The following is a 22,624-nucleotide window of genomic DNA, read 5'->3' as shown; positions in this document are numbered from 1 at the left end:
GAACATCAATGAGTTGCTGTAAATGAGTCAGCTAAACGTTAAAATAATGAGGCTATTTGTGTAATTCTCATATTTTTTGGATTAGGTTGAGCAGCAGAGGTAAGTAATGGCAAAAGCAAAACGTAGCGGGGGAAAAGGGTTTGGTAAACCACCTAAGCCACCATATCTCAATAGCTCATTAGATTTTGAAGAATTAGTTAATGGCAATCAAATTTTGTTAGTGAACATAATCACCGACGATACTAAAGGGATTGGAGATGCCTTTACATTTATAAAATATAACGATCTTGCTAAAGAGTCATCAGATTTTAGGTCAGCTATTGCCACCGCATTTGACTCCTCATTGATTAGACTGGCGAAGCGGCGACGAAATGAAGAGGGTAAGGGTTTACTAACTCTAACTCCAAAACATTATCGTCAAGAATGGGGACTTAGTGATAGCTCTGACGGTGAAATAGTTTTTAATTGGTGGACTTTACCAGAGTTGAAAGTTGCTCAAGAACGAAGCTACATATTTGGTGGAACGCGAATTCTTGCCAGATTAATAGAACCTCTAATTATGTATTCTCAAGAAAGGTTTCCGGTTATCTATCATGCTGTTCCATATACAAGTGGAAATGACCAAGTAAATTATGTGCATCTCATGTTTACTGTTTCACTCAATTCGAGCAAAGCACAGGAAATTCTTAGTATCAACATAATTGAACGTGAAACCACACCTTTAACAGAACTTTTACCTCCTAGTTCCTAAAAAGTCATTTAAAAACAAAAACACTATGTCTAAAATCCGCATTGGCAATACTGTAGTTAAAAGTAATGAAAAATTAAGACAAATACAATCACAAGTTTTTACTAGTTATGGCTATCAAAAAGTAAACGATTTTTTGCTCAATGATAGCAGAGATTTTAGAGTTGTATTTGATATGTTATGGGAAAAATATCAGAATCAGCCCCCAAAATTTTATGATTCTACTCTGATAAAGGTACTAGAGAAATCGAAATCATTTAAAAAGTTTATATTAGCTGTTAATATGCAAACAATTTCTCAGATGAAAATCCCTTTTGATAAATTTTATATACCGTGTTTAAAACAATGTTATCAAGATTATGAAACTCATAAAGAAACGGGTGCGAGGGGTTGGGTAGTCGGTGTTATTCCTTTTCTCGGTGCTACTTACCCTGAACATCGAAAATTTTTATCAAATTTGATTGACTCTTTAGATATTACAGAAAATATTAATTCAGGAAGAATTATCTATTTAGATAAGCATCTAGCTCTAACTTATAAACAAGATGATGCGAAAAACCAAGCATTAGGAGAACTGTTGTTTGCGGCAAGACATTCCGAAGATTTATGGTCTTTTAACCAAACAGATGTTTTTGTACCCGTAAGATCCTTTCGTCAAGCTAAAATTGCTTTAGCTAATTACCACGGTAAGCCCCGAAAAGGACAATTAGTAGGAAACGACTCTGCACGTTTTTCTAGATTTTTAGGCTTAGATATTAAAGATAATTATGCCTATATGTCTGGATATGAAGAATTAGTTAATTATAGAGGAAAAGGATTCCAAAAATGATAATCGGCGTTCTTGAATCAAGAGTCATGTAGGTAGAGTGGGTATCCTGAAGCCTGGAAATAAAACACGTTATCAGAGTACATCAAAATATTACAAACTAAAACCACCTAATTAATAAGTGTTGGGTTGAGCATAGCTCAACCCAAAATTCTATTTTAGAAAGTGAAAGTTGTTCTCAATGTACCAATCACAGCATCATTGTTATTGTTAGCAGATTGACCAGGATTAGTTAACCAAATTACACCAGGAGTAATAGAAATGTTGTCACTAATGCGATATCTATAAAAGCCTTCAATGTGATAGGGTTTATCTCCGTTGTTACTACCTAAATATGGTTGCGCTCCTGCAAAAATCCCTAAAAGATTGCCCTTCTTGCCAAAGTCGGGTAAAGCTACACCCAATCCATAGCTCCAAACTTCATCGTTATCGTTAGCTCCAAAGCCTGTAATATTACTGTGGAGTGCAAACCCACTAATTGACAGTTTATCGCTAGGTCTGAAAGCTGCTTCAAAGCCATAAGAATTACTTACAAATGGATTGCCACCACCGACAAAATTAGCTTGTGAAGTCCCAACTACAGCAGCACTTACCGAACCAGCATCAAATAAAGCACCGCCATTCGTCATTAAACTTATATAAGCCGTTGCTATTAAAGGTTTTGCTAATACACTAATGACTAAACCTAGCAAAATCCATCGCAGGTAACGGAACAACTTGAAATATTTTCCCCCTATAGTTTTTTCAAAAAATCTCATAAAAGTGATATTTTACAGAGTATTTTATTGGATCAGCGATGCCTATTATTGGAAGTTTATGTGTACCTATAAATTACTTCTTATATTATCAGCTAGTAAAGAATTCACTGGCTATACTTTATCAAAATTACTGTGCCATTTGCGCTTAACTTAGTGATGCTAATTAATTCTCAAAAACCACCCCAGCTACCTTACCATTTTCCTCAACAGCCGCGCTTTGCTTAGGTAACAAATACTTGCCAAACTTCGAGTACAAAGCAGGTAAAACCAACAAAGTTAACGCTGTAGAAGTAAACAAACCACCCAAAACCACTATCGAAAGTGGCTGTAAAACTTCCTTACCTGGACCCACTGCAATTACTAACGGTACTAATCCCAAAGCGGATGTGAAGGATGTCATCAAAATAGCATTGAGTCGTTCCATTGACCCGGTTATAATAATTTCTTTTAACGACATTCCGCTAGAAAATTTAGTAGTGTAATTGTCTACTAAAAGTAGTCCGTTGCGAGTAGCTACACCAAATAAAGTTACAAAACCTACCAAGGAAGCGACTGAAACAACGCCCCCTGTTAGTGCCACAGCAATTACACCTCCGACTAAAGCGATGGGCAAGTTAATCATAATCATTGCTGTAGAAGCAATGGATTTGACAGAAAGATACATTAATACCGTAATCACTACAAAGGAAATAGCACTGAAAATTAAAATATTTTGTGAGGCTCTTTCTTCGGCTTCAAATTGACCGCCATACTGAATAAAGTAACCAGAGGGCAATTGCACTTGTGCTTTGACTTTGTTTTTAATTTCATTGACTACCGATCGCAAATCTTTGCCCTGAGCATTAGCAGATACTACAATTAGACGGGAAACATTTTCCCTGTTAATGGTATTTGGGCCAGTGCCATAGGTAACTTTAGCCACGTTAGCTAAAGGAATTTTATTTCCTCCTTCATTTCCACCTTGGGAAGAGGTATCAACTAACAAATTTTCAATTGTTTGTAAATTATTACGGTATTCTGGCTGTAACCACACAATTAAATCAAAACTTTGTTGCTTATCCAAAACTTGCGATACTACTTTACCATTGAGCGCAGTTTCGACAAGTTCAGATAGTTGCCCAACTGTTAAACCATAACGTGATGCGGCAACACGGTCAAATTTTATTTGAATTTGTTCGATGGGAACTTGCGGTTCTAATTGTAAATCTACAAGCCCAGACACAGATGACATTGCACTTTCAACTTGTTGACCAATCTGGCGCAGTTCTTCTAAGTCGGGTCCAAATATTTTCACAGCAATTTGACTTCTTACCCCAGATAATATTTCATCAATTCTGTGAGAAATGAATCCACCAATATTTGCAGCAGCACCAGGTACTTTATTAAATTCTTCCCGCAACCATTCTACTGTTTCTTTACGTTTTTCCATTCCTTTGTCACTCAGCCCAATATCAAGATGACCAAGATTTACGGGTGCTGCATCTGGATCACTAGGAGCGCGTCCTGCCCGTAGCTGCACATATTTTAATCGGGGATCATCTTTGAGTTTATTCTCCAGCACAAAGGCGGCACTGTTAGTAGCTTCTAAAGATGAGCCTGGATAAAGAGCTAAAGTATTGACCAAAGTTGATTCTTGAAATTCTGGTAAAAAAGCCCGTCCCAAAGCTGGAAAAATCACCATTGCCGCTATCATCCCCGCCACAGCCCCAGAGATAATGATGATGGGACTGCGGATAGCAAAATTTAAACAAGGATAATACAGCTGCTTGAAAATTCGGGGTATTAATGGTTCTTTTAACGGCATTTTTCCGTGTGGAAGTAAAATTGCACACAAAGCCGGACTCAATAGTAATGATTCTAAACTGGAAACCATAACCACCACTAAATAAGTCATTCCCATTGGTCCAAAAATTCGGCCTTCTACACCTGCGAGGGCAAATATTGGAGAAAAGACGACAATAGTAATTAAAGTTGCACCGAGGAGAGATTCTCGGACTTCTTGTCCGCCTTCAAAAATGACTTCTAGTACCGGACGCGGATTGGCAGAATGTTTATTTTGGCGGAGGTTGCGATAAGTATTTTCTGCATAGACAATGGCATCATCAATTGCTGTCCCAATGGCGATCGCTAATCCGCCTAAAGTCATAGTGTTTAACCCCAAGCCTAGCCAGGATAATATTTGTAAGGAGAACACAAAAGTCAACACAAAATCTAACAAGCAAAGTGATAGAGTCCGCCAATTCATCAAAAAAGGAATGAGGATAAGTGCAGCAATGATACTACCTTCTACCAAAGCTGATCTAACATTTTCTACTGAAGCATCAATATAATCAGCTTGACGGAAGGTTGCATTTACTTTAATTTCTTTCGGTAAACCTGCTTTTAGCTCAGATATTGCGGCTTCAATCGCACGGGTGACGGTGGGAGTATCAGCTAGAGGTTGCTTATTCACCATCACTACTACAGCATCTTTGCCATTTAAGCTGCCATCGCCTATCTTAATCGCACCGCCAATTTGAATTTCAGCAACATCTCCCAAGCGCACAGGCGTTCCTTGACGGGCAACAATTACAGATTGTTTTAAATCATCCAAGGATTCAATTCGGCCAATTCCCCGAATCAGAGTTTGCTTGTCAGGGCTGATTAAAAAGCCACCAGGAGCATTGACATTTGCTCCCTGTACTGCCTCAGATACTTGCTGTAAGGATACATTAAAAGCTCTGAGTTTGTTCGGATCTACTAATACTTGATACTGGCGTACATCACCGCCATACACTAGTACTTGACTAACGCCAGGAACTGCTAAAAGGCGGTTTGTAACTTGCCAATCAACGATTCGGCGTACTTCCATCAAGTCGATTTTAGATGTTGGGTTTTGGATGGATGTTTCTCCTTTGGGTCCCTCATCTTCCACTGTGAAAGCATATTTTAATACAGTGCCGATAGGTGAACTGATAGGAGCGAGTCTTGGTGTTTCAATTCCTTCAGGTAGCTTACTTACTACTTGTTGCAGTCGTTCTTGTACTAACTGGCGGGCTTGATAGATATCTGTTCCCCAGCCAAAAACGACTCTGACTACAGAAAGTCCTGCTGAGGAGGAAGAACGAACTGCGCTGATTCCTGGGGTGCCGTTGATTGAGCTTTCAATTGGTAATGTCACCAGAGACTCTATTTCTTCAGGAGCGAGTCCGGGAGCTTCTGTTTCAATTTCGACCTGGGGAGGTGCAAAGTTGGGGAAAACATCCAACGGCATTTGCGGGATGGTATTAAATAATATGATTATTGTGGAAATAAGTGCCGCAATCACTACTAACCAGCGTCGAGAAATTACCCATTTAGCAACTGTACTAATCATTATCTATTTAGTTGTTAATTGTTGTTGGCTATTAGTTGTTAATTATTTCAAATCCACAACTTTATAAGAGAGAATTTCAAATTCCACATTATTAATTTTTTGGCGTTGCTGAATTGAAGTATGAAATAAAAAATCAAGTATTTCAAACTCCTACTCTCTGCACCACCCTGCGGGTTCCGCCTTCCCTACGGGACGCTACGCGAAAGCGGTACTGCGTGTTAGCGTTAGCGGGGCGTAGCCCGATAAATTCATACTCTTAATCAGCACCGCAAATTTTTTATTAGTAATTGGAATGAGTATCCTTGTCATTTTTCTCAACAGAAGTGGTGGGAGTAGAGGAGCTTGGTTGTTTGTGGTTGTCGATATAAACCTCGGTTTCATAATTAAAACCGTCACCTATTGGTATTAGACGGGAACGGTTACGACGGCTAGACCAGAAACTACCAGCTAGGAAAGCCAAAGTAGCAAGGGTCACTCCTCCTACTCCAAATAACCACAGAGGTAGCGGTAAGGTGTTAGCCTTAGTATCCTCTGAATGTGCTTGTTCCTGTTCTTCTCCTTCGTTGGATTTACTACCACCCTTCAATGACTGTGCATAAAGTTGTGGCGCACGTTGGGTAACGACTGAATCTCCCTCGAATAAACCACTTTTAATCTCAATTAAATCTCCAGAGGTTTGTCCTAACTCAACTTCAACAGATTGGAAGGCATTGCCGTTTCGGACATAGACCAATTTCTTATTATTTGCATCTACTACAGCAGACTGGGGAATTGCCAAAGTAGCTGTAGATGTCTGGTCTGTTACAACTTCAAGTTCGGCAAACATTCCGGGTTTTAGCTGCCCTCTAGCGTTATTGATTTCGGCTTGTACTGGTACTACTCGCGTTTCTCCTTCGACTACTGAGCCAATCCGTGTAATCCTGCCTATAAAGGTTTGATTAGGTACACTAGCAACCTTCATCCTTACCTGTTGACCTGTCCTCACTTTATCTAAATCTTTTTCATAGATATTCGCTGTGGCAAAAACCCGACTATCATCTGCGATCGTCATTAATTTACCACCCGCGTCCTGAAATGATTGACCGATAGTAACTTCCCTATCAACAACTTTGCCGGAAATTGGAGCCGTTACTGTTATTAGTCCCTTAGCATTAGCACGGTTTCCTAGTTGAGAAAGGCGAGTTTCATAAATAGCACTGCTGCGATTAATATTGGATTTTGCTAGGCTAACTGCTGCTTGAGCGCGTTTGAGTTGATTTTCAGCCGCAATGACATCGCGGCGGCTGTTGGCTGTGGTTAGTTTAGCTTTAGCTTCTGCTAGTTGGGTTTGAGATTCAAGAGCGTTGCGACGTGCTAAAGCACCTTCAGTGGCTAACACTTGATCTTTCTCATACTTTTCTTGAGCAAATGCTACTTGGCTTTGGGCTTGGGCGATTTCTGCGGCAGCTATTTGTTGATAGCGATCGTAATTTTGTTGAGCCAGCCTCAAGTCAGCTTGAGCTTGCTGTAAATCAGCCTGACCTTGTGCTAATTTGTCTTGAGATTCCACGCGCAATGTCACTAAATCTGGACTGGTTACAACGGCGACGGGTTGGCCTTTCTTTACTAGTGCGCCTGGTTCTACCAACAGTTCAACTACTTTTACTCCTTGTATTGGGGTAGTGACTTCCACTTTCTGGCTAGGTAAGGTTTCAATCTGTCCAGTAGTTTTAATGCCGACAGCTAATCGTTGGCGTTGCACTGGTTCGACCTTAACTCCTAGCAGTTTTGCGGTTTCTGCATCAACTTCAACAGAACCAGTTGCTTCGCTTCCACCACCCTGAAATGAACTTGCACCGCTATGGTCGTGTCCAGCACCAGCCAAAACAGTAGTAGGAGTATTTAGTAGTAACAAACTCAACATTGTCAACGAAACATAACGCAGTGGAGCAGAACATTGAAACAAATTAGAGATTCCCATCGCTTGTTGTGTCCTAAGTTAGTGAGAAAGCAGAATCGCCTTTGGATATTGGCATTTAATGTGCAAATTTGGACTACCGCTTTCTTTAGCTAGTTACATTGCTTTTGTGAGTAGTTTAAGGAATTTGAATAGTAGTCTTTTTCCAGTGTTTCATATCGATATGAAATTTGGGTGAAATTTTTAGTTGTAATTTTTGTTAGGAATAACTATGATATTTAGGCTATATTAATGTTTAAAATACTACATCTTTCATAGCCATAAAATACCTCAAAAAAAATATATAATACATATACGCTTTGGGATTGCTGTAGGCATACCCAAAGCATAAATATAAAATTTATTTATGTATTTTAAGTTTTATAAATTAAAGCAAAAATCAAGTAGACTATTTTTCTCAATAAGAAGGCTATAGCTATCAAATTTCAGCTATTAGCCTTATCTTGAAAATGAGATAGAAAGAAGAAATCAAGAAAAATTTTATCTTTTGTCGTGTTCGTATACCGCGTGCTTTGCACTCATTTTATTTCAGAAAACTCTTTATAAAATCCAAGTTTCGGGTTTTTAAATTAGTTTAATATTACATCATTTTAAGGAGTTTAAACTAAAAATAAAATTGAGAAGCCAATCAATTAAAACTTCAATATTTTATTAATTTAAGTTTTCCACTAAAGAGCGATATAAGTTAATAACGTGACTGTCAGCCAAACTATAATAAACATTCCGACCTTCTCGACGATAGCTGACTAAACGCATAGCTTTCAATAACCGCAACTGATGGCAAACTGCTGATTCACTCATTTTGGTTAATGCAGCTAGATCGCAAACACACAACTCACTAGAAGCCAAAGCTGATAGGAGGCGTATACGGTTTGTATCTGCTAACACCCCAAAAATTTCTGCCATTTGTTGTGCTTTATCTGTCGGTAAGATTTGAGCTTGAGATGAGCGTACATTATCTAGATGCACCAGATGAGTATCACAGGTAGGGGTGTCAGAACTTGGAATTAACTCTAAGTCCTGCTTTTTCTTGTGCTTATTCATAGCAAATTTTACTTAGCAATGGTTATCAATCTCAATAATACCTAAAATAATAACCATTGTACAATTGAATAGTTGTTCAATTGTTGTATTAGAATATTGGCAGTTAAGATTCTAAAGCTGCTATGACTCAAACTCCTTCCCTCAAAACCCAAACTTTGCAAGTTGGCGGTATGGACTGCGGAAGCTGCGCCAAGACAATTGAAGTCGCTTTGCAACAGTTACATGGTGTGACAGAAGCAACGGTAAACTTTACAACTGGTAAGGCTAGGGTTTCTTATGATCCAGAAATATTGAGTGAAAAGAGTATCTATAACCAAATTAAAGGTTTGGGTTATACGATAGAGCAAAGTCATCAGGCACAATCCCATCAGCAGACTCATTCCTGTGGCGGTGAACACGACCATGACCACCAAAATCATGACCATAACGTAGATATAGTTTCTCTGCAAACGCTACAGCTACAAATTAGCGGGATGGATTGTGGCAGTTGTGCGAAAACCATTGAGGTTGGGGTGCAGAAGATCATAGGCGTACAAGAAGCATCGGTCAGCTTTGCCAGCGAAAGATTGCATATATCCTATGACCCACAATTGGTAAATGAGACAGCAATTTATGACCGGATTAAAGATTTAGGTTATACGGTTGAGGAGGGTGTTGAAGCAAGTTCCTATCATCATACTGATTCTTATGGTCATGACCACGAGTATGATCATAACCACGAGCATTCTCAGCCAATAAACAAGTCCAAACAAAAGCAAAAATCCGACTTAACAAGCTGGAGATTCTGGATTGAAAATCGTCGAGGACAGAGTGTCATACTTGCAGGTATAGGCTTAGTTTTAGGTCTACTTACTCAGTATTTAGTGTTACCCATCTGGATTGCACGAGCTTTTTATGGCATTGGTATAGTAATTGCTGGCTATCCGATCGCACGGGCTGGTTTATTTGAGTTGCGCTTGCGCCGCGCCGATATGAATCTGCTGATGACCATTTCGGTGATTGGGGCAGTGATTTTAGGAGACTTGTTTGAAGGGGGGCTGGTTGTCTTTTTGTTCTCTTTAGGCACAACATTGCAAGTTTTCACCTTTGGTCGTACCCGCAATGCCATTCGCTCACTGATGGATTTGACTCCACCTACTGCTACAGTTAAGCGCGGGAATCAGGAATTTACAGTTCCCGTCGAAAGTATTCAGCTAGGTGAAGTTTTGACGATTCGACCAGGAGGGCGTGTGGCGTTGGATGGTGTGGTTGTTTCTGGTAACAGTGCTATTGACCAATCTCCAATTACAGGAGAGTCAATTCCAGAAGATAAAGCCGTTGGGGATACTGTCTTTGCAGGCACTTTAAATCAGACAGGTTTTTTAGAAGTCAAAGTTACGCACACTGCTAGCGATACAACCGTTGCCAAAATTATTAATTTGGTAGAACAAGCTCAAGAAAGCCGCGCACCCTCGCAGCAGTGGGTGGATAAGTTTGCACAAGTTTACACACCGATAGTGATTTTAGCAGCGATCGCCATCGCCCTAATTCCGCCCTTGGCTTTTGCTCAACCTTTTAACGTCTGGCTTTACCGCGCACTGGTCATGCTAGTAATTGCTTGTCCCTGTGCCTTAGTCATTTCTACTCCAGTTTCCATTGTCAGTGCTATTGGTGCTGCAACTCGGCGGGGCGTTCTATTTAAAGGGGGTAATGCACTGGAAACTGCTGGACATCTAACTACCCTTGCTTTTGATAAAACTGGCACAATTACACAAGGGCTGCCCATTGTGCAGCAGGTTTATGACTTGGGGAAAGTGAATGCAGACATGGTATTACAGATTGCTGCTTCCTTAGAACAACAGTCTGAACATCCCCTAGCAAAAGCTATTGTGGCAAAGGCTCAAGATTTAGGGCTGGAGTTAGAAATGCCCCTTAATTTTACCGCATTACCGGGTAAAGGGATTCAGGCAAACTTGAGTCAGATGTTGTATTTGGTTGGTAATCGAAGGTTATTTGCAGACCAAGGTATTTGCTTGTCTGATGAAGCTGAATCTTTGTTAACTGAAATTGAACAACTCGGTCAAATTCCGGTGCTAGTAGGGACAAACGAAGGGTTATTAGGAGCGATCGCCCTCTCTGATGGCATCCGCTTAGAAGCGACAGAAGCCTTGCGACAATTGAAGCAGGTTGGATTGAAGCGATTGGTGATGTTGACAGGCGATCGTACTGTTGTGGCCAGGCAAATTGCCCAACAAGTTGGAATTACAGAGTATCAGGCAGAACTGTTACCTGAAGATAAACTGCAAGCAATTCAACAGTTGCGTCGTCACGGAGTAGTAGGTATGGTTGGAGATGGCATTAACGATGCACCTGCTTTAGCTACGGCAGATATTAGTTTTGCTGTGGGTGGAATTGATATCGCTTTAGAGACAGCAGATGTGGTGCTGGTAGGTAGTGACTTGAGACAGCTTGCTTATGCAGTAGATTTAAGCCGACGTACTGTATCAGTGATTCAACAGAATGTGGTTTTTTCTCTCGTAACTAAGGCTTTATTTTTACTATTGGGAACGTTTGGGTTTGTTGGTTTAGCGATCGCCGTCTTAGCTGATACAGGAACTTCCCTGCTAGTGACTGCAAATGGAATGCGGCTGTTTAAAACCAAAACTTTGAAAAATTAAACAAATGACGCATATTCTACAGACATTAGTAACGTTTAGCGAACGTTATTAAAGGTTTTACTCTAGTAATTTTCCTTGCCTGAATTTCTGTAGTTTCAGCACCGTGATACATATCATTAACCACAAAAATCCAACACCATACCCAGCAATTACATCTGTCGGCCAATATACTCCTAAATATAGGCGACTAATACCAATTGCCACAATTAAAATAACCGCTAAAACATAGATTAACCGCGAAAATTGAGGATAATAAGTAGCTAGTATATAGGCAATAAAACCATACAATACCATAGAACCTAGTGCATGACCGCTAGGAAAACTGAAAGATTTTTCAGAAATCAAAAGTGTCTAAAGTTGCGGACGGGGTTTTGAAAAAATAACTTTAAACCTGTATTTAGAGTTAACCCTCCTATACAAGTAAGCACAAAAATATATGTTTCTACTCGGTAACGTCGCCACCAAAGTATTCCTAAAGTCATTGCTGCGACTACTACTACTGTCTTTGGATTACCGAGATTTGTTAGAAATAACATTAAATTATTAAGACTCGGATTGGCAAATTGATGTAGCCATAATAAGAAAGATGTATCAAATGCAAAAGCTTCTTTCTCTAAAACTTCTTCAGCAAGCTTGGCGACAATAAACAGGATCAGCAGACAAACAGTAAGTCCAACTATACCAATCGTGGCAATTAAAGGAGCTAAACGAGGGTATATATGGCGCAACCAAAAGGTAGAAATTTTTCGTATCATTGAATATGTCTAAGTCTGTTATGGATTTATAGCTTACAAAATAATAGTCAAGAACTTGAAAAGACGATTTTGAATCGAAAATTGGGTTATTTTGCTCAAACTAGGCTTCTAAGCACCTGGTTTAAAGTAATCTAGTAATCTATCTCCTGAATCTTCCCTTACTAGGGCTACCACTATACAGTTTTTGAGTTTTGTGACCTTTGCAACTTTGTTCATTATTGCTCCTACTTACTGCTGGATACGATACTTTATCTAAACTTGCAGGTTTATCGTAGAGAGAAAAAGTCAAGAACTTGGAAAGAGATGGCTAGCAATGAAGATTTTTACTCTTTACCTACTGATTTCCATCTTCCACTTTCAAATACCAGTAGTAATGCGATCGCACTCAAAGCGAAAATACTTCCAGTGATGAAAGTTGCTTTTGGACTGATTGTTTGCCACAAAACACCTCCCAACAAACTAGCTGGTAAGAGTGCTACACCAGTAGCTAAATTAATTAACCCAAAAGCAGTACCTCGTAGATGGGACGGAACTCTATCTGCTACCAGTGCTAATAATATGCCCTGACTCATCCCCTGATGCAGCCCATACAGCCCAAACAGTCCCCACACCTGCCAAGGAGCATTAACAAATGCAAAACCTAAATATGCCAACGCATATACACAAAATCCACCCACTAGTAGCCCCAATCTACCAATGCGGTCAGATAGCAATCCTACTGGATAGGCACTGAGGGAGTAAGCTATATTCATTACAACTAGAGTAAGTGGTACTAGTGAGGCGGATACTCCAGCTTGCTGCGCTTGCAGCAATAAAAAAGCATCGCTAGAGTTACCGAGATTAAATAGTAATGCAACCACAACTAGCACCCAGTAGCTTTTACCCAAACCTTGCAAAGCAGACCAATGTAGAGGATTATTCTGCCTTCGATTATTTCTATTGTCAGGTTCGCGCACGCCAGTTGCCAAAAGGGCTACTGCTAAAATTCCGGGAAGCACTGCTAACCAGAAAACTAGACGAAAGTTCTGTCCTGAAAAAGACATCAAGATGAATGCAACTAGTGGCCCAGTGAATGCGCCGATGGTGTCTAAAGATTGCCGCAAACCGTAGGCAGCTCCACGATTAACGCTATCGGTAACATCTGCTACGATTGCATCGCGGGGAGCTACACGAATTCCCTTACCAACGCGATCACCAAAACGAGCCATCAATACCCAAGCAGGACTAGTTGCCAATGCGAACAGAGGTTTAACTAAGGTAGATAATCCATAACCAACAACAGCTAATTTCTTACGCTGTCCTAAATAATCACTTAAGACTCCTGAAAAAACTTTCAGTACAGAAGCAGTTGATTCTGCAATTCCCTCAATCCACCCAACTGTCAGCAAATCTGCCCCTAATACCGAAACTAGAAATAGTGGCAACACTGAATGAATCATCTCAGAACTAATATCAGTTAACAAGCTGACAAATCCTAAAACCCAAACATTACGGGGGATAGTTTGAAAAGTTTTTGTTGTCACTGCTGTTACCTTTGAGTTGATGACTGGTAATTCGGTGTTAAGAGAAAGCTGTAATTGTCAAATCACAGTTAATTGCATTTATCATCATCACACTTGACGATGAAATTGGAATGAAATTCTATCGCCTCCAAGAAACCTCCATTTGGAGCAATTTTTAAGGTTGGCGTAGTGCTTGCAGTTGTTCTAACTGTTGGGTTTGTTCTTGCAGCCGCATAGCAAGGCGATGCCTTTGGCGGGCTACGCCTACGCACACTGTTAAAAAATTGCTAAACATACAATATGCCAATGCGTTAAGCTATTGTGCTTTTTTAGCTTCAGGGTTTCTTTCGCAAGCATGAAGACAAATATCGCTCATAGCTTTATTTTTAAGCAATAACAGTAATTTATTAACCTTATGAATAGACAAATCAAAAATTTTGATTTGTGGCTAAGTGGACGTTTGCGAGGGTAATTTAATTGTGAGGCTAATAACCAGGACAGTAATCACAAATCGCTTGAGCAAACTAGCACGGACTCGCACAATTTGAGTATTTTTACTCACCATTGTGATTGTGATATCAATAACTATACCCAATTCTGTGAGAGCGCAAGATGAACGAGTAACAGTACGTCTAGATGGTCGTGCATTGTTCCGAGTAAGTGCAGTGGATAACACCAAGGCATCAGATCGAGCAAGGCAAATCGAACGACGCATGAATCGGTTATTAGAAAATCCAACAGCAATTTCTCCACCTCAGATTGAAACTTCCCAAGATAAGCAAAAGCGTGTTATTACTACTGCGGGAGTACCAATTGTTACTCTAACTACAACAGATGCTCAAGACAATTTAACAACCGTTGATGCGCTAGCTATCCAATGGTCACAGGCAATTGATGCTGCTCTTAAACGAGCAAGTCAACGCCGCCTTTCGCCTTGGGGGCGATTTGTAGCAGAAGTACAAGCATCAGTAGAGACTGCTTTTGGGCGACTGATAGAATCTGCTATCACAATTATTCCGCGTGCGATCGCTGCTATTTTAGTAATTGGTCTTTTCTGGGCAATAGCCACATTTATACGTTGGCTGATGCGAATTATCTTCCGCCACATTGTTGAAGATTTGACCGTTGAAAACCTAATTAAGCAGGTTGCATATTACGCCGTTTGGACACTTGGTTTGATAGTTGCCCTCGATGCTTTTGGCTTTGATCCCCAGGCTGTGGCGACTGGATTAGGATTAACTAGCCTTGCTTTGGGATTTGCCCTTAAGGATATCATCTCCAACTTTATTAGTGGTATGCTAATTCTTGTCTTACGTCCTTTTGAGTTGGGCGATCAAATTGTTGTTGGCGAAACCGAAGGAAACGTTGAACGTATAGAATTGCGTGCTACCCAACTTCGTACCTACGATGGTCGTGTGGTACTGATTCCTAATGCTGAAGTGTTTACTTCTCGGATCATTAACAACACAGCTGCACCTATCCGCCGTAGCAGTGTCGAACTATTCATTGGTTACGATAGCGACCTGCAACAAGTAGTTACTGTATTAAAAAATGCAGCCCAGGCAACACAAGAGGTACTTGATGAGCCGGGGGTTTCTGTGCGGATAAGAGAGTTAGGACAAGATGACGTTGTAGTTGAAACACGCTTTTGGACAGATTCGCGGCGTTCTGATTTTGTGGCTACGACATCAGCAGTTAGACAGGCGATAGTTGCTGCGTTGAAAAAAGCGAATATTGGATTACCAGACCCCGATGTCAGAATTTTAGTGCCGCTTCATCCCCAAAAGTGGCAAGCAGCATTCGGTCTAAAAGATAGTGACAGCACTTCATCTTAACCCTGTGAATAAATTTTTACCAATATCTACTCAAAATATTGTCAACAGCAGTTTAATGACTATGGCGGTGGTGAATGTCCCTAGTGTGAGGGTGAGTGTGATAAAGAATCCTCGTGTGTTCGTGAAGATGGTTGTGAGGTTCAGCTATAACTATCCCCTCATCGTGGTCATGCTGATGGTATTCATCGTGGATGTGTTTATGTTTATGCACAGTAACATAGTGTAGATGTTCGTGTTCATGTGGATGAGGCGAGAGGGTAATTTGCACTATCACTAGCAGCATCAAGCCTACTAAACTACCATAAATAAACTCACGTTCAGCAAAGTGACTTCCTAACCAACCCGCAAGAGGGTAGGAGATTGCCCACCAAAGATGACTCCAGGCAAAGTGTGCGCCATAAACTCGCCCTTGTATAGCAGTGGGGATACGGTCTGCAATTAATGTCTGAGTAGGTAAGTTGACTAAATTTTGCCCCGCACCCGCTACCAACCATAAGACCATCAATACTGTTAAATTTGCGTAGTTGGCAGGTAATAAAGCCAAGGTGATCAAAGTTGCACCAATCAAAACAAACGTTGTACGCGACAAACTTCTATTGAACGTACCATAAATAACTGCACACAGAGTTGCACCAATCCCAAAAGCTGCCATCACCCAGCCGTACTGCACTTCTCCAAACTTAAGTGTACCTTGGACATAGCCAACAGTATTGACTAAGATTTGCGCTCCGGCAATTGATGCGACCAACTGCATTGCTAGTGCGTAACGAATAGGTGCATCTGTAAGCAGGCGAGTTGTACCGTCTTGAATGTCTCCCCATGTTCGGCGTGTTGTTCTGGAAGGCTGCTGATTTTGTGCAACTACGAGCTGACCTGGTAGGGTGAAGATTAAGATTGCCGCGATCGCAAAGCTGAGAGCATCCAAAAAGAAGACTTGTCTTGCACCAATGAAGGCGGCGACACTTCCAGCGATACCAGGGCCAAGTACACCAAGCAATTGGTAAGTAGCGGACGAAAGTGCAATCGCCCCTGCATAGTCATTCTCACCCGTAACTAATGGAATTGTGGCTTGGTAAGTTGGAGTAAAAAAAGCATTAAAAACATTAAGCGCAAATATCAATACGTAAACTTGCCAAATTTGCGTCACAAAAGGCAACATACTCACAATTAACATTCTGAATATGTGAGTTACGACCATGATTTTCTTGCGGTCGAAGCGGTCTGCGATCGCACCTGCAAGAGGAGACAGCAATACAAAAGCAGTTACACGCAGAGTTAGAGCTACTGAAAGCACAACCCCCGCATTCTTTCCAGCTAAATCAAAGGCAAGAAGGGCTAAACCCACCCAAGTAAGTGCATCACCCAATAAACTAGTAGTCTGAGCAGCGTACAGCCTTGCAAATACCGGATTTTTCAAGCTGCGGAAAAATATCAAGGTATTCATTTACCAAGGGGCATAGTTATAAAAGTCTTTTATAGTAAGATTTTAACACTAATAGGGGGAGGGGGCATATTTATCAAAGCTGGAACATAGCCTTGACAAGACCATTTTCACTTAAGAGATAATGTGGACGGAATTAAAGGATAAGGTGGCCGCTCTTAAAACCCGGAATGCTTATTTTTACATTGCCCTACTTTGGTCATAATTTACAAGTGATAACTTCGTTAGGCAACGCTTACGCATTCAATCTTTCAAATACGCTTCAGTCACAGATTCTGTTGAGCGGTCACTTTATAGTTAAAAAACAGTCACTTTATCCTTACAGTGACATATCCAATTTTGGGGATTATTCCCACTCCGCATCCAGGCGTTGGACTACGCCCAATCGCAGAACTTTGAAGGGTAACTTAATAGTAAAGGTACTGCCTTTACCTAACTCACTTTGCACGTCTATACTACCGTGGTGTGCCTGAACAATTGCTTGAGCAATGGCTAATCCTAATCCAGAACCACCAGTGTTACGAGAGCGATCGCTACTTACCCGATAAAAACGATCAAAAACTCGCCTCAGTTCATGTTGTGGGATACCAATACCTGTATCTTGAACTTTAATTACAGCATAATTATCATTGCTTTCTAAGATAACTGTGACTTCGCCTCCTTTGAGTGTATATTGAATTGCATTGACAATTAAGTTAGAAACCAATCGATAAAGCTGATCGGAATTCCCTATAACATTCATATTTTGCTTAACTCGGATTGATGATGTCAACTTTACTCCTGCGGTAGTTGCCATCGCTTCAAATTCTTCAATTAAATCGCTAACAATATCATTTAAACAACAAACTTCGTGCTGTAACTTTTGAGCTTGTCTATCTAAACGTGCTAGCATCAATAAGTCAACGACTAAAGTTGTTAGCCTCTGATTTTGACGCTGTATAGTTTGCAATATATCTCGTGTTTCTTGTTCATCTATTTCTGATATTAAAAGTGCTGATTCTACAGTTGCACTTGTCGCAGCTAAAGGCGTTCGTAATTCATGTGCAGCATCGGCTGTAAACTGTTGAATTTGTCGATATGACTGATAAATTGGCTGCATCGCTAATCCTGACAACCACCAACTGGCACCTGCAATCATAACCATAGCCATCGGCAGCCCTAATATCAAAATTAGCTTTACGCTATCCAAATAATGATTAAACTCTTCTAGACTTCGCCCTACTTGCATATATCCCCAATCTTGATAATTTTGGGTATGCAGAGATAGAGTAATTTGATGGTATTCGTTGCCTTTGCTATCTTTGAGAAATTGCCAAGTTTTTGGATTGAAAATATTAGGTAATCCCTCTGGATAATAACCAGCATTAGCAATTAATTTGCCTGAAGTATCAAAAAAACGTATATAGTAGCTAGTTTTAGTAACAATACCCAGAAGATGACGTTTAGGATGCGGCTGTTCTTGAATACAATTACTAGCCCCAATTCTACAGTTACCTGTATTTGGAAATAACTGATTTACTAATGGTTCCAAACGTCCAGGTGACTGAAGTTTTAGTTCAATACTGTCGTGCAGTGTCCCAGCTACAGTCTCAATTTCACTGTCTAAAGCTACCACATGAGCATGAAACACAGACCTGTAAAAGCTAAAGGCACATAGGCTTAAAATCAAACCCATAACAATAGCGTAATACAGAGCTAGACGAACGCGGGTGAGCCGAAACAGTTTATTTTGATTCATCTGAGAAATTAAGACGATACCCCATACCGTGCAAAGTTTCAATTGGGTTAGGACAGTCGTTACTTGTGAGTTTACGACGTAACAAACGTATTTGCGCTGCCACTACATTACTACTAGATTCCGCATTAACTTCCCAAATTTGATTACGAATTTGCTCAGTCGTAACAATCTGGTTAGGATGGTTCATGAAATATTCCAATAGTTGGAATTCTTTATTAGTTAATGGAATACTTTGCTGTTCACCTGTTGTATTTTGTCTAACAACTGTACTGTTGCCATAGTCTAGAGTCAAGTTACCAACAGTTAATTGTTGGGGTTGAAAATGGGGGGAACGACGCTGCAAAGCCCGCAACCGTGCTAGAAGTTCCACCATGCCGAAGGGTTTTACTAAATAGTCATCGGCACCTGCATCTAGTCCGGCAACTTTATCTTCCATTCTATCTTTAGCAGTTAGCATCAGGATAGGAAGAGGATTACCTTTATAACGCAGTCTTTTACACAATTCTAAACCACTAATTCCTGGAAGCATCCAATCAAGAATCGCTACTGTATATTGCGCCGAACTATTTTCTAAGTAAGCCCATGCGTCATTACCATCCATAACCCAGTCAACTAGGTACTTTTGTTGATTTAAAGTACGCTTAATAGCTGCCCCCAAATCTGGCTCATCTTCGACTAGTAGCACCCTCATATCAAATTGGGTAGTTAAAAGTTCTTTGTAAGTCTGTGATTCTAGCATAGTTCGCCATAGGGATACCCCTATTAATAGGGTTGCAGAAATTTATGAAATTAGGATGAAATTCTTAAAAATTAGGATTAGGCTATACAAAACCTGATAGTAGGCTAGTATCTTGTCTATACATCACTAAATAGAAAAGACTCAGTAAACAACTCGCTAAGGTATGGTGTGAGCTTAGTTTGAGGAGTTATAGAAACTAAGTTTTACAAGATGTTTATTGAGTCAATAATAATTTTGACATATCGATATGAAATTAAGATGAAATTTAGAGTAATTAAATAGATTTCATAAAATTTATAATTATCGTTATTTAATGTGCAAATACATTTGTTTTTTCTAAGTAAAGCTATAGATTATGTAATACATATTATATAGGATTGTAATTAATACGTATCCAATATCTCTTTTTTGTTGATACTTTGCGTTCTGCTCAAGTTAATTAATTAACATAAATAAATTATCACTACTGATTTTGGGAAAATTTAAATATTAAATAAAAAATTTCATCTTGATTTCATATTTCTCCTTCAACATAAAAATATGTCGAGTTCGTGATGGGTGTCAATATTTTTATGGGCGTAACTGAAATACTTACTAAGTTAGTCACCGATTCAAACTTAATTGCTATCTATTTTTGAGTAAATTGAAGCAGATTTAAGAGGTAATTAACTATACGGGCAATAGTTGTTAATTTTTTTATTTTCAAGAAAGCAATCTAGTAACGATGTTCCAATAAAATCAACCCCAATGAGCAAGTTCATGTAGCTATGAGAATTTGTACTAATTTTTGAATTTTTGGGTACTTAATATGAATTATCTGGCAAAATCTTCATCCTTTGAAAGCATTTTCAACTCTCAGTGGAACAACCATAGTAAATGGAAAAATACTACGGCTGCTGATGTTACCCAGGCTATAGGAAATGTTCCAATTGTAAAACTCAAGAATATTTCTCCTATATGTGCTATCTCAGAATGCTTCTTGAAATTGGAAAGTTGTAATCCTGGGGGTTCAATTAAAGAAAAAAATGCAGTCTACCTCGTGACGCGTGCGGAGGAAGAAGGGCTGCTTGTACCTGGTGGTACGATTATCGAGTCAAGCTCAGGAAATTTCGGCGTTGGGCTAGCGATGGTAGGAGCAGTTCGCGGTTATCGAGTGATGATTGTCGTCGATGCGAAAACTCCTCCACCTTTTAGACGAATGTTGAAAGCATACGGTGCAGAACTTGTGGATGTACCACTTCATGAAGCAGACGAATCAGGCTCAATGCAGAAGGCAAGAATGAAAAAAGCAAAGGAGTTGGCTGCAAGCATACCTAATGCTTGGTATCCATGTCAGCATCTTAATCCTTTGAATACGGAGGCACATTCGTACTATACTGCCCGTGAGATTGAAGCTCACTTTTCTTCTGATCTGGATGCTGTGGTAGTTGGTGTTAGCACTGCGGGACAGATCATGGGCATAGCTCGTTATCTGAAACCGCGATTCCCAAACATACGCATTGTTGGCGTTGATGTGGTGGGTTCAGTAATTATGGGAACGCCAGCAAAACCGTACAAGATGACGGGTATTGGGTTATCTTTCTTTCCCCCAAATCTGGATCTTTCCCTGCTTGATCGCGCTTACGTAGTACCAGAAGATTTAGCTTACTCAGTGTGTCACATCCTGGCACGCCGTGAGGGATTGCTTCTAGGTGCATCAACAGGCGCAATTGTAGCAGGTGGCTTGCATCTGGCGCATGAACTGGGTGAGGGTGCGCGGATTCTGATGATCAATCCAGACCGAGGGGACAGATATCTTGAGACAGTGTATGATGCCGATTGGCTCGACCATCATGGATTTACCCTCAAACAAGGGAAACTTATTGAGGATGCTATCTCCTCATTAACTCCCGTTTATTTTAAGTAGTGCTGAAAAATATCATGAACACCTCACCCCAGCCCAAACAAGAAAGTAATCAAATAACTTCAGGGCGATCGCTCCTAGCACTACTGACACAGTTTATTCCACTTTCTCTATCTGATGTTGCCATGACTCTCGGCGATCCGCTTCAGACATCTGCACTCAGTCGCCTAGCCTATCCACAAGAGACATTAGCTGGAGTCGGGGTAGTCAAAGGAGTTGCCGTATTTCTGGAAAGCCCGATCATCATGATTCTTCATGCCTCAACCGCACTGGGAGGCCAAGCCAAATCTCGACGCGCACTTTGGCAGTTTACGATGATTGCGGGATTGTCTCTAAGTGGTATCTTTCTGTTACTCACCTGGGAACCCTTGTATAACTGGCTATTGCTTGATGTATTCGGCGTTAGCTCATCAATTGCCGCTAGAGGAAGAACTGCTTTTTTATTGATGTTTCTGTGGCCTTTCGTGATTGCTTGGCGGCGATTCTTTCAAGGGTTGCTAATTCGCGCCCAGAAGAGCATAGCTGTGGGTTGGGCAAGTGTAGCGCGATTGACTTGGGTAATTGTGTCGCTGGCAGTGGGAGTAAGTTTACGGTTAGATGGCGCATTTTTAGCAGGTATCACCATGATGGGAGCCATACTCATTGAGGCGGTACTGGTTACATGGTTTTGTATGCGTCTTGGTGCTATTTCTATTCTTAACCAACAAGGATATTTTGAGACTAAGAAACTGCCTCAAACTTTGTCAGGAGTCAGCTTTTACTATCTTCCTTTAGCCTCTACCATGCTTTTAGTATGGGGCGCAAGAGCCATACTTTTGAGTCTGATTGCTCGCGCATTCGATGGTAGTTTAGCACTTGCCGTTTGGCCTGCGGCCTGGGGACTTGTGCTGGCGATCGCTAACGGTACACGCATGATTCAACAAGTGGTAATTTCTGCTTATGAAGAAACTTCCAAGCGAACACTTGCTGCTTTTGTAATTATTGTCGGGCTGAGTTTTACTTTGATACCGTTTTGGCTGGGGTATACAGACCAAGGATTATTTTTACTGGGTCAGTTTTTGGGAAATAATCCCTCTCTTGTAGAAGCATCTCGTCCAGTTATACAAATACTCTCATGTTTCCCCCTGCTCCTGGCTCTGCAAAATACTTTTCAGGGGCTACTTATTCACAAGGGTAAGAACTGGTTCATCAACTTGGCAACAGTAGTTGCTGCGACCTTTACTTTAGTAGTATGTGGAAGTTTGATTTTTACCAAACATAGCGGAGCTACTTCAGCAGCCTATGGAATGCTTGCGGGTGTAATTAGTGAAATAATCGTGCTTTTCTTCGCCCTTAAAAGGAAATAATCAGATCAATTATGACTAGC

Annotated in this window: 15 protein-coding genes and 1 pseudogene; 6 read left to right on the top strand and 10 right to left on the bottom strand. The window is 40.4% G+C overall.

What is annotated here, in order from left to right:
- Positions 1 to 106: 106 nt before the first annotated feature.
- A complete protein-coding gene (locus IQ244_RS06830) occupies positions 107 to 751 on the top strand; it encodes a hypothetical protein (protein WP_015364261.1) in 645 nt (214 codons plus the stop codon).
- A 25-nt stretch (positions 752 to 776) separates the two neighbouring features.
- Positions 777 to 1,577 (top strand): hypothetical protein, encoded by an 801-nt coding sequence (locus tag IQ244_RS06825; protein WP_015364262.1) that lies wholly within the window; start codon positions 777 to 779, stop codon positions 1,575 to 1,577.
- Positions 1,578 to 1,732: 155 nt separating this feature from the next.
- Here IQ244_RS06825 and IQ244_RS06820 read toward each other — a convergent pair.
- The 4 genes and pseudogenes from IQ244_RS06820 to IQ244_RS06805 all read right to left on the bottom strand — a co-directional run.
- Positions 1,733 to 2,188: pseudogene (locus IQ244_RS06820) on the bottom strand (carbohydrate porin); the annotation flags it as partial.
- 307 nt (positions 2,189 to 2,495) lie between these two features.
- The gene (locus IQ244_RS06815) at positions 2,496 to 5,687 is read right to left on the bottom strand and encodes an efflux RND transporter permease subunit (protein ID WP_096560912.1); all 3,192 of its coding nucleotides are present in this window, start codon (positions 5,685 to 5,687) and stop codon (positions 2,496 to 2,498) included.
- Positions 5,688 to 5,967: 280 nt separating this feature from the next.
- The gene (locus IQ244_RS06810; protein WP_193891084.1) at positions 5,968 to 7,647 is read right to left on the bottom strand and encodes an efflux RND transporter periplasmic adaptor subunit; all 1,680 of its coding nucleotides are present in this window, start codon (positions 7,645 to 7,647) and stop codon (positions 5,968 to 5,970) included.
- Between the two features lie 648 nt (positions 7,648 to 8,295).
- Complete coding sequence (locus IQ244_RS06805) at positions 8,296 to 8,688, bottom strand: ArsR/SmtB family transcription factor (RefSeq protein WP_017307573.1); 393 nt, start codon at positions 8,686 to 8,688, stop codon at positions 8,296 to 8,298.
- Between the two features lie 122 nt (positions 8,689 to 8,810).
- On the opposite strand from IQ244_RS06805, the gene IQ244_RS06800 reads away from it, so the two are divergent.
- The gene (locus IQ244_RS06800) at positions 8,811 to 11,345 is read left to right on the top strand and encodes a heavy metal translocating P-type ATPase (protein WP_096560914.1); all 2,535 of its coding nucleotides are present in this window, start codon (positions 8,811 to 8,813) and stop codon (positions 11,343 to 11,345) included.
- A gap of 57 nt (positions 11,346 to 11,402) precedes the next feature.
- Here IQ244_RS06800 and IQ244_RS33360 read toward each other — a convergent pair whose 3' ends face one another.
- The 3 genes from IQ244_RS33360 to IQ244_RS06790 all read right to left on the bottom strand — a co-directional run bounded on the left by IQ244_RS33360 (position 11,403) and on the right by IQ244_RS06790 (position 13,623).
- The gene (locus IQ244_RS33360; RefSeq protein ID WP_228058776.1) at positions 11,403 to 11,690 is read right to left on the bottom strand and encodes a phosphatase PAP2 family protein; all 288 of its coding nucleotides are present in this window, start codon (positions 11,688 to 11,690) and stop codon (positions 11,403 to 11,405) included.
- Entirely contained in the window at positions 11,687 to 12,100 is a 414-nt protein-coding gene (locus tag IQ244_RS33355) for a hypothetical protein (protein WP_228058775.1), read from the bottom strand. Before IQ244_RS33355 ends, IQ244_RS33360 begins: the two co-directional genes overlap by 4 nt.
- 323 nt (positions 12,101 to 12,423) lie before the next feature.
- The gene (locus tag IQ244_RS06790; protein ID WP_096560915.1) at positions 12,424 to 13,623 is read right to left on the bottom strand and encodes an MFS transporter; all 1,200 of its coding nucleotides are present in this window, start codon (positions 13,621 to 13,623) and stop codon (positions 12,424 to 12,426) included.
- A 551-nt stretch (positions 13,624 to 14,174) separates the two neighbouring features.
- Between IQ244_RS06790 and IQ244_RS33175 the strand changes: the two genes are divergently transcribed.
- On the top strand, positions 14,175 to 15,437 hold the full coding sequence (locus IQ244_RS33175; protein ID WP_322746028.1) for a mechanosensitive ion channel family protein: 1,263 nt from the start codon (positions 14,175 to 14,177) through the stop codon (positions 15,435 to 15,437).
- Between the two features lie 52 nt (positions 15,438 to 15,489).
- On the opposite strand, the gene IQ244_RS06775 is transcribed toward IQ244_RS33175, so the two are convergent.
- From IQ244_RS06775 to rppA, 3 genes are all read right to left on the bottom strand, one after another.
- Positions 15,490 to 16,881 carry an MFS transporter gene (locus tag IQ244_RS06775; protein ID WP_096560916.1) on the bottom strand — a complete coding sequence of 464 codons (1,392 nt, stop codon included), beginning with the start codon at positions 16,879 to 16,881 and terminating at the stop codon, positions 15,490 to 15,492.
- Between the two features lie 343 nt (positions 16,882 to 17,224).
- Positions 17,225 to 18,616 (bottom strand): two-component system sensor histidine kinase RppB, encoded by a 1,392-nt coding sequence (gene rppB, locus IQ244_RS06770; protein ID WP_096560917.1) that lies wholly within the window; start codon positions 18,614 to 18,616, stop codon positions 17,225 to 17,227.
- Entirely contained in the window at positions 18,603 to 19,355 is a 753-nt protein-coding gene (rppA, locus tag IQ244_RS06765) for a two-component system response regulator RppA (RefSeq protein ID WP_096560918.1), read from the bottom strand. The genes rppB and rppA overlap by 14 nt, the downstream gene beginning before the upstream one ends.
- A gap of 808 nt (positions 19,356 to 20,163) precedes the next feature.
- Here rppA and IQ244_RS06760 point away from each other — a divergent pair.
- Both IQ244_RS06760 and IQ244_RS06755 read left to right on the top strand, forming a co-directional pair.
- Positions 20,164 to 21,261 (top strand): cysteine synthase family protein, encoded by a 1,098-nt coding sequence (locus IQ244_RS06760; RefSeq protein WP_096560919.1) that lies wholly within the window; start codon positions 20,164 to 20,166, stop codon positions 21,259 to 21,261.
- Between the two features lie 14 nt (positions 21,262 to 21,275).
- Positions 21,276 to 22,604 carry a hypothetical protein gene (locus tag IQ244_RS06755; protein WP_096560751.1) on the top strand — a complete coding sequence of 443 codons (1,329 nt, stop codon included), beginning with the start codon at positions 21,276 to 21,278 and terminating at the stop codon, positions 22,602 to 22,604.
- Positions 22,605 to 22,624: the final 20 nt, after the last annotated feature.

Source organism: Nostoc sp. LEGE 06077 (assembly GCF_015207705.1).
GTDB lineage: Bacteria > Cyanobacteriota > Cyanobacteriia > Cyanobacteriales > Nostocaceae > Nostoc_B.
The sequence above is the reverse complement of the archived record's forward strand: the minus strand, read 5'-3'. Positions and strand labels throughout refer to the sequence as shown.

What these genes read in the sequence shown, in the direction of transcription:
- IQ244_RS06830 (WP_015364261.1), top strand. Translation starts at nt 107, where the DNA reads ATGGCAAAAGCAAAACGTAGCGGGGGAAAAGGGTTTGGTAAACCACCT.
- IQ244_RS06825 (WP_015364262.1), top strand. Translation starts at nt 777, where the DNA reads ATGTCTAAAATCCGCATTGGCAATACTGTAGTTAAAAGTAATGAAAAA.
- IQ244_RS06815 (WP_096560912.1), bottom strand. Translation starts at nt 5,687, where the DNA reads ATGATTAGTACAGTTGCTAAATGGGTAATTTCTCGACGCTGGTTAGTA.
- IQ244_RS06810 (WP_193891084.1), bottom strand. Translation starts at nt 7,647, where the DNA reads ATGGGAATCTCTAATTTGTTTCAATGTTCTGCTCCACTGCGTTATGTT.
- IQ244_RS06805 (WP_017307573.1), bottom strand. Translation starts at nt 8,688, where the DNA reads ATGAATAAGCACAAGAAAAAGCAGGACTTAGAGTTAATTCCAAGTTCT.
- IQ244_RS06800 (WP_096560914.1), top strand. Translation starts at nt 8,811, where the DNA reads ATGACTCAAACTCCTTCCCTCAAAACCCAAACTTTGCAAGTTGGCGGT.
- IQ244_RS33355 (WP_228058775.1), bottom strand. Translation starts at nt 12,100, where the DNA reads ATGATACGAAAAATTTCTACCTTTTGGTTGCGCCATATATACCCTCGT.
- IQ244_RS06775 (WP_096560916.1), bottom strand. Translation starts at nt 16,881, where the DNA reads ATGAATACCTTGATATTTTTCCGCAGCTTGAAAAATCCGGTATTTGCA.
- rppB (WP_096560917.1), bottom strand. Translation starts at nt 18,616, where the DNA reads ATGAATCAAAATAAACTGTTTCGGCTCACCCGCGTTCGTCTAGCTCTG.
- rppA (WP_096560918.1), bottom strand. Translation starts at nt 19,355, where the DNA reads ATGCTAGAATCACAGACTTACAAAGAACTTTTAACTACCCAATTTGAT.
- IQ244_RS06760 (WP_096560919.1), top strand. Translation starts at nt 20,164, where the DNA reads ATGAATTATCTGGCAAAATCTTCATCCTTTGAAAGCATTTTCAACTCT.
- IQ244_RS06755 (WP_096560751.1), top strand. Translation starts at nt 21,276, where the DNA reads ATGAACACCTCACCCCAGCCCAAACAAGAAAGTAATCAAATAACTTCA.